The 10,208-nt window shown below is 43.5% G+C and carries 7 protein-coding genes; 4 read left to right on the top strand and 3 right to left on the bottom strand.

Annotated elements, in window-relative coordinates:
* Positions 1 to 104 precede the first annotated feature (104 nt).
* Positions 105 to 623, bottom strand: coding sequence for a LolA-like outer membrane lipoprotein chaperone (gene lolA, locus JHC35_RS00870; RefSeq protein ID WP_295041490.1), 519 nt, complete (start codon positions 621 to 623; stop codon positions 105 to 107).
* A gap of 118 nt (positions 624 to 741) precedes the next feature.
* On the opposite strand from lolA, the gene secA reads away from it, so the two are divergent.
* A complete protein-coding gene (secA, locus tag JHC35_RS00875; protein WP_295041491.1) occupies positions 742 to 3,309 on the top strand; it encodes a preprotein translocase subunit SecA in 2,568 nt (855 codons plus the stop codon).
* Positions 3,306 to 4,502 (top strand): ABC transporter permease, encoded by a 1,197-nt coding sequence (locus tag JHC35_RS00880; RefSeq protein WP_295041492.1) that lies wholly within the window; start codon positions 3,306 to 3,308, stop codon positions 4,500 to 4,502. The genes secA and JHC35_RS00880 overlap by 4 nt, the downstream gene beginning before the upstream one ends.
* Before the next feature lie 31 nt (positions 4,503 to 4,533).
* Here the strand turns inward: JHC35_RS00880 and JHC35_RS00885 are convergent, their stop codons facing one another.
* On the bottom strand, positions 4,534 to 4,707 hold the full coding sequence (locus JHC35_RS00885) for a hypothetical protein (RefSeq protein WP_295041493.1): 174 nt from the start codon (positions 4,705 to 4,707) through the stop codon (positions 4,534 to 4,536).
* A 54-nt stretch (positions 4,708 to 4,761) separates the two neighbouring features.
* Positions 4,762 to 7,833 carry an AsmA-like C-terminal domain-containing protein gene (locus JHC35_RS00890; RefSeq protein ID WP_295041494.1) on the bottom strand — a complete coding sequence of 1,024 codons (3,072 nt, stop codon included), beginning with the start codon at positions 7,831 to 7,833 and terminating at the stop codon, positions 4,762 to 4,764.
* A 43-nt stretch (positions 7,834 to 7,876) separates the two neighbouring features.
* On the opposite strand from JHC35_RS00890, the gene mltG reads away from it, so the two are divergent.
* Together mltG and JHC35_RS00900 are read left to right on the top strand one after the other, a co-directional pair.
* Positions 7,877 to 8,821, top strand: coding sequence for an endolytic transglycosylase MltG (gene mltG, locus JHC35_RS00895; RefSeq protein WP_295041495.1), 945 nt, complete (start codon positions 7,877 to 7,879; stop codon positions 8,819 to 8,821).
* Between the two features lie 99 nt (positions 8,822 to 8,920).
* A partial coding sequence (locus JHC35_RS00900) for an NADP-dependent isocitrate dehydrogenase (protein WP_295041496.1) occupies positions 8,921 to 10,208 on the top strand: 1,288 nt, incomplete at its 3' end.

The raw sequence follows: 10,208 nt of genomic DNA on the forward strand, positions 1-10,208 counted from the left end.
GAGAGTTGCTATACATCGACTGAGCATACAATGGCCTTTGAATTGTTATCGATACGACATCTTAATGGGTAGCGAGTAACTATTGGGTAATAGGTTTAGAAAAGTTAACGGTCTTTGATAACATCAAAATCAGCAGGTATGATCGGCTTGAAACGGCTCGCTTCAATCGCTTTGTTTTGGGAAGGGTTTGTGAATACGATTGTGACTTTATTGTCATATCCGTCGGTATAGCTGATCGAGTTAAGGGTCTCATTTTTGAACGTTACCGCATAGGTTTGACCTTTGATAGTCGCGGTGTATTTATCCTCAGAGACTTGTTTCGCTTTTTGGATGATCTGTAAAAAGTCGATTTCATCATCGAGAGTACGTAGCGTTACCTGCTCAATCTGAGGCTCAATCACGGTGATTTTTTGTCCGTTGATAAAAACGCTTTTTTGGATCGGCTTTTGGTAGACCCAGAGAGCATTTTGCGGTTTGCTCGCCCATAGTTCCCCCGTGTAGAGTATTTTTTTGCCGTTCGCATCGAGAATCGTTTGGACAAATTTGCTGTTAAACGAGGTAATCTCTTTGGGAGATGCGAAAAGTGTCAATGCCAAAGCAAACAGAAAGGGTAAAAAACGCACATAAAATCCTTGAATAGAATAAATATGACATTGTATCTAATGCTCATTAACCAAAACAATAGTTTTCGTATGTTAAAATCAACGACTTTTTAAATACTGTTCATAATGAAGGCTTTTAATGCTCCAAACGTTCCTCGGTAAAATTTTCGGTACGAAAAACGATCGTGAAATCAAAAAATATCTCAGAAAAGCTGCTCAAATTAATGCACGTGAACCCCATTTTGCGCAGATGAGCGATGATGCGCTGCAAGATGCGTTCAGTGCGCTCAAAGCAATGGTTCAAAACGGCGAGAAAACACTTGAAGAGGTATTGGTCGATTCGTTTGCCATTACCCGTGAAGCATCTAAGCGGGTTTTGGGGATGCGCCATTTTGACGTACAGTTGATCGGCGGTATGGTACTGCATGAGGGACGAATCGCAGAGATGAAAACGGGGGAGGGGAAAACCCTCGTTGCGACATTGGCAGTAGCGCTTAATGCAATGAGCGGCAAAGGGGTTCACGTTGTCACCGTCAATGATTATTTGGCGGCGCGTGATGGAACACAGATGTCGGCTTTGTATGCATTTTTGGGATATTCGACGGGAATATTGGTTGATGAAAACTACAATCCTGCCAATAAACGTGCACAGTACGCATGCGATATTACCTACGGCACGAATAATGAATTTGGTTTTGACTATCTTCGTGACAATATGACCTATTCACGTGAGCAGATGGTTCAACGCGGTCACTCGTATGTTATCGTCGACGAGGTGGACTCGATTTTGATCGATGAAGCACGTACACCGCTTATCATATCCGGACCGACAAACCGAACGTTGGATAACTATACCCGTGCCGATGCGGTTGCCAAAGCGATGATCAAAGACGAACATTTCAGCGTCGATGAAAAAGATCGTCTTATTCTCATCACCGAAGAGGGGATTGCCCGTGCCGAAGAGCTTTTTGGTGTCGATAACCTCTACAGCATTGAAAACTCTGCCCTTTCACATCACCTTGATCAAGCACTCAAAGCAAACTACATTTTTGAACGCGATGTCGACTATGTGATCCAAGAGGGGCAGATTGTTATCGTTGATGAGTTTACCGGGCGTCTCTCCGAAGGGCGTCGTTATTCCGAAGGACTCCATCAGGCATTGGAAGCCAAAGAGGGCGTTATTATCAAGGAAGAGACCCAAACCTTGGCCGACATCACCTATCAGAACTATTTCCGTATGTACGACAAAATCGGCGGTATGACGGGAACCGCGCAAACCGAAGCGGCCGAGTTTGCCCAAATCTACAGTCTCGACGTTATCTCGATCCCGACCAATGTGCCGGTTATCCGTCAAGACCTGAACGATTTGATCTATAAAACGGAAGCGGAAAAATTTGCCGCCGTGATCGCCAAAGTCAAAGAGCTACATGCCTCAGGTCAGCCGGTATTGATCGGTACGGCATCGATCGAAAAATCGGAAAAACTCCATGCCCTTATCAAAGCGGAGAAAATTCCTCATACCGTATTGAACGCGAAAAATCACGCTCAAGAGGGTGAAATTATTAAAAATGCCGGGGAAAAAGGGGCGATTACGATTGCAACTAACATGGCGGGACGCGGGGTTGATATCAAAGTCAGCGATGAGATCAAAGCTCTCGGAGGATTGTACATTATCGGAACGGAGCGGCATGAAAACCGCCGTATCGACAATCAGCTTCGCGGGCGTGCAGGGCGTCAGGGCGATCCGGGAACCAGTCAATTTTACCTCTCTCTCGAAGATAACCTATTGCGTATTTTCGGCTCTGATAAAATCAAAGCGATCATGGAACGTCTGGGTGTTGAAGACGGTGAGTACATTGAATCGGCGATGGTGACCCGTGCGGTTGAAAAAGCGCAGAAAAAAGTAGAAAATATGCACTTCGAAGGGCGTAAAAACATTGTCGAATACGATGATGTTGCCAACGAACAGCGTAAAATCATTTATCGTTTTCGCAGTGAGTTGCTCGATCCAGACTATGACGTTGCCGAGAAGATCAATCTAATCCGCAGCGACTATGTTGATCGTACGTTGGCGTATTGTGGCATTTTTGAGGGGATTAGTGAAGAGGAGATCGATCTTGAACGTCTGGTATTGACGATTAAAGAAGAGATGAATGCCGATATTGACGCATCTATGTACGGCGACAAAGCGTTTGCTACAATTCACGATACGACCCTCTCGATACTCAAAGCGCAATACGATGAAAAGATGTCCGTATTGGATGATCGGGTTCGCAGTGAAATTGAGCGCGAAATCTATCTCAAAACGCTTGACAGTGCGTGGCGTGAACATCTCTATCAAATGGACAGCATGAAAACGGGTATCCGTCTTCGCGCCTATAATCAAAAAGATCCGTTGGTTGAGTATAAAAAAGAGAGTTTTAATCTCTTTAGCGAGTTGGTTGAGACAATCAAATACGATACGATCAAAACCCTTCATGTCATCCGTTTCCGTGTGGAGAGTGCCGAAGAGGAAGCCGAAGCGTTGGCTCGCCAAATGGAATTGGAAAAACGTCAAGAGGCGATGCGGATGTCTCTTAACCATCAAGAACACGATACCGAAGAGAAAAAAATCGCCCGAAATGACGATTGTCCGTGCGGAAGCGGTCAAAAATATAAAAACTGCTGCGGAAAATCGGGACCGAAAAAAGGGGTATTTGCCTCTTGAATATCGTCTCCTATCTTGTCAAACGGTTTTTGCGCTTTGACAAAGAGCAGCCGTTTATCTTCCTTTCTGCACTCCTTGCGTTTTCCGGAATTGCCCTTGGGGTAATGGTTCTTATCATTGCCATGGCACTGATGAACGGTTTTGACAATGAGTTTAAGAAGAAACTCACCGTCATGAACTATCCGATCACGATCCAGCCCAAATTTTATGCAACGTGTGACACGGAATTAGTCAACACTCTACGTACACAGTTTCCCGATTTATCCTTTAGCCCGTATGTCACTTCTGCGGTATTATCGCGAAGCGGCGATCAGATGGAGGGGGGCTATTTATTCGGTGTCGATTTTGTACAAGAAGCCAAAGTTAATCGTATCGTTGCGGAGGGGTTAAAAACGAGAGTGCCGAGTAAATTTGAAGTGATGGTGGGTAAATCGCTCAAAGAGGAGTTTCAACTCTCTTCGGGGGACAAACTCACCTATATTTTCACTCAAATGGAGCCGGGTGGCATGGCACTCACCCCCAAAATCAAACGATTCGGTGTGGTATCGACGTTTAACTCTGGACTCAGTGCCTACGATAAAGGGTTCTCGTACACCTCAATCGACTCTTTGCAGCGTATTTTGGGGATCCCAGAGAACCTCTATGACGGTATCCATGTCCATTCTCCCAATCCGGAAGTTGATATAAAACGCCTTGCTGCCGTATTGCCCGATACCGTTTCGGTTCGCGGATGGTGGGAAGACAACGGCAACTTTTTTGCGGCTTTGAAAATGGAAAAAATGTCCCTCTTTATCGTTTTGATGCTGATCATCCTCATCGCCGCGATCAATATCATCTCTTCGTTGTTGATGACCGTGATGAATCGTCGCAGTGAGATTGCTTTGCTCATCTCATTAGGGGCATCCAAGCAAGAGGTCAAGAAAACCTTTTTGATTCTCGGTGTGGTTATCGGAGTACTCGGGATTGCAACGGGGGCAGTTTTGGGCTTTTTTGGGATGTGGATCCTTGGAACGTTTGATATCATCTCTCTTCCTAAAGATGTTTATCCCACGTCGACACTGCCGCTGGATTTGAGCGTCGTCGATTTCTTCTCTATCATCATTGGAGCATTTGTGATTGTCTTGCTCTCAGCATGGTATCCGGCAAAAAAAGCGTCTGAAGTGGATGTGTTGACGGTTCTACGGAACGAATAGAAGATGCTACAGCTATCTAAATAGCTGTAGACTAAGCCTTAGTGTCAAGATTTTGACCCAGACCGGTAAGCTCAGATCCTGAAACATTAGGAGTGGGCGATGCACTCTCTAATACTTTCATGATTCCCTGACCTTGTATTTCTAGCGCTTTTTTCATTGCATAGATTTCAAGCCCACTACTTACATTGCTGCTTATTGAATCCATTAGCGATACCTCCTCTAAAGGATTATTTATATATCGGTAGGGCGTGAGAATAGTTTAATTGGATTTTTTGTTTGTTGTTTTATCATCCATCATCCATAAAAACGGGTAAACCAGTGTCCGTTTGAGGATATTAAACGGAGCGGTAACGATCTCTTTTGTGATAGCCGTCTCTACTTTTGGGTCATCAAGCTTGCCGTTAATATTGAGTGTGGTGGAGAGAGAACCATCGTTTCCGAGCAGTATATATCCAACCATCGGGACTTTCCCCAACGTTGAGCCTAAATCGGTTTTGAGGGTTAGAAGACCGTCGATTTGATTATCGTTGAAATCGGCATGCCCGCTTCCTATGATTTTCATTTCAGGGGAATTGAGGGTAAAATTATCGACCGAAACAACCCCTTTTTTATACGCGATGTGGGCGTATCCCTCATCGACAGGAAGCCCTTTTGAATTGTAATTCGGTAGTGAAAACGTCGCCAAAGAGGGGACGGTATTAATAAACGCCAATACGTTATTAAGAACCTTATAATCTTTTAAAACAGTGTTTTCAACACGCATCAACCCCTCAAATGAATCGGTTTTCCCTTTGGCCTCAAACGAAAATTTACCTCCGCTAAAATCACTCAAAGCGAACAGATGTTTCATAAAGGTATCATTGAAGCCATCTCCCTCAATCGAAAAAAGCTCATTACGGATTTTGAGGTTTGCCGTTCCGTTCATATAGTGCATAGAAGCGTCAAAATTTTCATCGTTCATTATTGCACTTAGCGTATCGGTGAGAATTTTTCTACCGCTCATCAAATACAAATAAGAATTGGTTGCGTAGATCCGAATAGTTGGCAATGGATCGCTGTTGGAGTCGTTTTCCCGTTCGTTTTGATGTTTTGAGAGAAACTTGAACAATATCGGAAGATTGAGCCCTGCATTATTGGCACGGACATTGATCGTTTCGGGAGTTTGTGAGATAGTGATACGATCGTTGACCCGTACGGTGGTAGTCGTATTCTGATGGCTTCCGCTGAATTTATAATGGGACATCGGAATATCGTTGATAAGCATAAGCGGGTAGGGATATTCAACCTCTCCGTTAAAAGTGTAACGGGAGCTCTCCCCTGAATAGTAGATATTTAAGAAACCGTTGTCGATACTGTATTTTCGTAAAATCGGAGATCGAGTGGAGAGGAGTGAAATATCGTCCAGTGAGATTTTCCACCCTTTTGGGATGGTTGAAAAATGGGCGCGCAAAGCGGGTGCATTGATCATAATGGCATCATTATCCACATTGACCAACAATTCAAGAGACTCTTTTCGATCAATAATCGGAGACATCTTGGGTGAAAGAGGAATCATGTTTTCCAAAGAGACACGCCCTTTTTGCTGATCGATAGCGTATGAACCGCTAAATGAGCCTTTTAACAGATCCCCTAAAACAGTCTCCACATCATCAAATACTATCGAGTTGTTTTTGTATTCAATTTTAAACGGTGATGTCAAAATCGGCAGCTGGTGAACAGACCAAGCCGAAGCCCCCTCATTAGAGATTTGGAGGGCTTGATCGGCATAATGTAGCGTGAAATCGAGAGGAACATGTTGGAGTTCGACTTCTCCGAATTTGAACTGATTCAATCGGATAGTGGCATCTGTTTGTTTTTTACTGCCGTCAAAAATAGCGTTAATCGATCCTTTTACATTCTCCGCAAGAACGAACGGGAGTGACTGGATAGAGAGCATTGATCGTTGATAATCAAAGGGGGCTTCAAACGCTTCCAATGAGAATTTTTCGCCAAAGAAATTCCATTGTGAAGCTGAAACACTGACACTATCACCTTTAGGCGCAATGGTGTATGTAACGCTAAAAGGTTTGTTTGCCATTTGGAGAGCAAGATTCCCTTTGAGTGCCGAAACGGCGTAGGGATTGATTAAAACGACTCCGGTTTCCGCAGAAGCATCGTATTGGCCGTTCACTCGCGCATCGGCCAAATGATCACCATAGTGGGCGACAAAATCATTGAATACGACGCGTGTCCCTTCAAGACGGATTATGCCGCCTTCGGTTCTCAGAGGGATTTGATTCAATATAATCTCAGATGGCGAGGGAGAAAATGATCCTTTTGCAACGGTCGTAAAATCGTGTAAATTAATCGATAACGACAAGTCTACGGCGCAAACTCCCTGTGTCTGTTTGAGAGGCAAATCAATAGTGTAAAAATGAAGAAGCGCTAATATCGGATCATTGAGTTTGGCATGCGCGGTACGGATATACGCATCTAAAATCGTGTGTTCGGGAGCGAAATCGATGGTGAGATAGCTTTGTTCCGTCGGAAGAGAATAAAAGGAACCGTTTCTTGGGAGGATATAGAGCTTTCCGTTGGCAAATCGTAAATCGATTTGAGGTGCTTTGATCGGTTCAAATCCTGTTGCAAACGTGTAGGCTCCACCGATAACGGTTGCGTCGGCTTTGAGGCTCCGTATAAGCTCATTAGGCTCATTGTAATGGAATAGTCCGCTTAGGGTGTTGAGGCGTAGGTAAGAGGCTTTTGCGTATTCGTTGATCCATGGTTCTACTTCAGGATCAACACCGATAAAATCGATGAGTGGCTTGAGAGTAGTAAAGTTACCGGCTGCATCCGCTCTGAAACGGAGAGTATCGGAATCTCCTACAAAATGGGCGGTCATCTTGGGTGTTTGAGGGAGGGAAAGATCGAGGATGGCGTAAAGGCGTTGGTGTGTGAGATCCATTTTGAGGGTCGTACCGATTAGGGCTTCACGAAGCTGATAACGAGGCAGATGGAGAGAAAAATCACTGGAGTTCAGATCAAAGGTTCCGATAAAGCGGACATTGTCTTCTCCGTAGAGCGTTAGGTATCCTTTGCGGTTTTTTTGGTAATCCAAAGATCCTTTAATGTTTTTATATTGAATAATATCTATTTGGATTGAACTGACCCAATTCTTGACATTTCGGATGATATTCGGGAGTTTTGAGAGAGGTTTGAGGGAGAGGGCGGTATTGTCCGATTTTACAGAACTGAAATCTAATTTTGCCGCTTTAATATGGAGTGAATTGTCCCATTTTAGGTATAATTGCTCTACTTTGACCCCCCCTAAGGAAAGCTTGTCGATGCGCAAACCCTCTAATAAAGCGATAAAAGTAAAAAAACCGAGAAAAAAAATGAAAAGTAAAAAAAATAGAACGCTTTTGTGGGTTTTTGGGATTATCTTGGTGGCGATTATTTCTTTCATAGCGTACCTATTTTCTACCGTTACATCCCCCAAAATCGTCTATATCCCGCAAGGTTCAGTCTTTAAAAGTATATCACACCTCCAAAAAGATGGGGTAAATCTTCATAAAATAGATGCCTTTATTTTGCGCTTTATCGGTCAGCCGCAGCAAGGGTGGATAGAGGTAAAAGAACCGAAGATGAGCCGTATCGGTTTTTTGTATTATCTAACAACTGCAAAAGCCGTTAGCCGAGCTGTGACGTTGATTCCAGGTGAAACTACGGAGATCTTTTTGCGTCAGATGGCGGAAGAACTTTCATTGAATAACGATAAACTTCATGAGGCGTATGAGAAACATGCCCGTTTGAAAGAGGGTAATTTTGTCCCTGAAACCTACAGCATTCCGAATGAAATCAGTGAAGAGAAGCTTATAGTTCATCTGCTGAATGAATCCGACAAGAAAATGAAAAAACTGGCAATGAGGTATCATTTGGATTCTGAAAGCCAAAAATGGTTACAAATTGTAACAAAATCTTCGGTTATCCAAAAAGAAGCCGCTTCAATCTCCGATATGCCGTATGTTAGCTCTGTCATCGATAACAGGATCAAAAAGGGGATGCGCCTCCAAATGGACGGGACACTAAATTACGGTGAATTTTCTCATCAAAAGGTGACTGCAGCTCGTATTAGAACGGATAAAACTCCCTATAATACGTACAAGAATAAAGGATTACCGCTTTATCCCGTATGTAATGTATCCAAAGAAGCGATCGATGCGGCTATCAACCCCGCACATACCGACTACCTCTATTTTGTTCGAGGTAAAAATGGGGAGCATGTGTATAGTAGTTACTTTTCTACACACCATAAAAATATAGTAAATGCTACAAAATGAAACATATTTGCAACTTTCTGCACCTAAAAGTGTTTCAAACAGTAAAAATTTCTCTGTAAGTGTTATGATGCTCGTATAAAAAAATAACAGGAGAACCTGATGGCAAAAATCATTTGGTCAGTAATCGATGAAGCACCAGCTTTGGCTACCTATTCGCTTCTTCCAATCGTAAACGCATTCACAAAAGCAGCAGGTATAGAAGTTGTTACAAGTGATATTTCTCTTGCAGGTCGTGTTATCGCTACTTTTCCAGAGAGAATGAGTGACGCTCAGCGTATTCCAGATAATCTTGCACAATTGGGTGTGGTTGTTACTCAACCTGATGGTGTAATTATCAAACTTCCAAATATTTCGGCATCGATTCCACAACTAAAAGCGTGCATCGAAGAACTTCAAACTCAAGGTTACGATCTTCCGGCATATCCTGAAGATCCGCAAACCGATGAAGAAAAAGAGATTCAAGCACGTTATGCAACATGTCTTGGTTCTGCGGTAAATCCCGTTCTTCGTGAGGGGAACTCAGATCGTCGTGCAGCGGTTGCGGTTAAAAACTTTGCAAAGAAAAACCCGCACAAACTTCGTGCATGGGATGCTGATTCAAAAACACGCGTTGCTCACATGAGCAGCGGTGATTTCTACGGAAATGAGCAATCCGTTACGAAAAAAGGTGACGGAAAAGTTGTAATCGCTTTGAATGGTAAAACCCTCAAAGAGATCAACGCACTTGATAAAGAGGTACTTGACGGTACATTTATGTCCGCTAAGGCACTTCGCAAATTCCTTGCAGAGTCAATGGATGAAGCGAAAGAAAAAGGGATCCTTTGGTCGATCCACCTAAAAGCAACAATGATGAAAGTAAGTGACCCGATCATGTTCGGTCATGCGGTATCGGTTTTCTTCAAAGATGTTTATGAGAAATTTGCAGACGATTTCAAATCTGTCGGTATCAATCCAAATCTCGGTCTTGGTGATCTTGAGAAAAAAATGCAAAAACTTTCAGCAGAAAAACAAGCGCAGATCAATGCAGCAATGCAAGCGGTCTACGCAGCTCGCGCACCGATGGCGATGGTTGATTCGGATAAAGGGATCACAAACCTTCACTTCTCAAACGACATCATTATCGATGCTTCGTTGCCGGTTGTTATACGTGACGGCGGGAAAATGTGGGGACCGGACGGAAAAGTAAACCAATGTGTCGTTACGATTCCGGATCGCTGCTATGCAACGATGTATTCTGAAATTGTCGAAGATTGTAAAAAGAACGGACAATTTGATGTTACCACAATGGGATCCGTTTCAAACGTCGGTTTGATGGCTCAAAAAGCGGAAGAGTACGGTTCACACCCGACAACGTTTGAAATCCCAGAAGACGGTGTAGTTACCGTGA

Source organism: Sulfuricurvum sp. (genome assembly GCF_022759005.1).
Classification (GTDB): domain Bacteria; phylum Campylobacterota; class Campylobacteria; order Campylobacterales; family Sulfurimonadaceae; genus Sulfuricurvum.